This is a genomic window from Streptomyces sp. SID14478 (assembly GCF_010548525.1).
Classification (GTDB): Bacteria; Actinomycetota; Actinomycetes; order Streptomycetales; family Streptomycetaceae; genus Streptomyces.
In genome coordinates, this window is record NZ_JAAGMG010001416.1 from 1 (window position 1) to 332 (window position 332).

1 protein-coding gene is annotated in these 332 nt (G+C 75.9%); it reads right to left on the reverse strand.

The window, feature by feature from the left end; translation table 11 throughout:
• Positions 1-332, reverse strand: a 332-nt coding sequence (locus G3I40_RS44660) for an amidohydrolase family protein (protein ID WP_164560500.1), incomplete at both ends; no start/stop codon positions are given.

Below are 332 nucleotides of genomic sequence, written 5' to 3' on the forward strand. Positions count from 1 at the left end.
ATCGTGCCCCACGGGTCGAGCGGGGTCACCGGGCTGTCGGAGCCGAAGGCGAGCGGGACGCCGGCGCGCAGCAGGGACGCGAACGGGTTGAGCGTCCCCGCCCGCTGCGCTCCCAGGCGGTCGGCGTACATGCCGTCCTCGCCGCCCCACAGCGCGTCGAAGGCGGGCTGTACGGACGCCGTGAGCCCCAACTCGGCGAAGGCGGCCACGGATTCGGGGGTCATCATCTCGGCGTGCTCGACGCGGTGGCGGGCGGCGCGCACACGCGCGAGGCCCATCTTGTCCGCGGCGGCCCGCATCCCGTCGACGACCGCGGTGACGGCGGCGTCGCC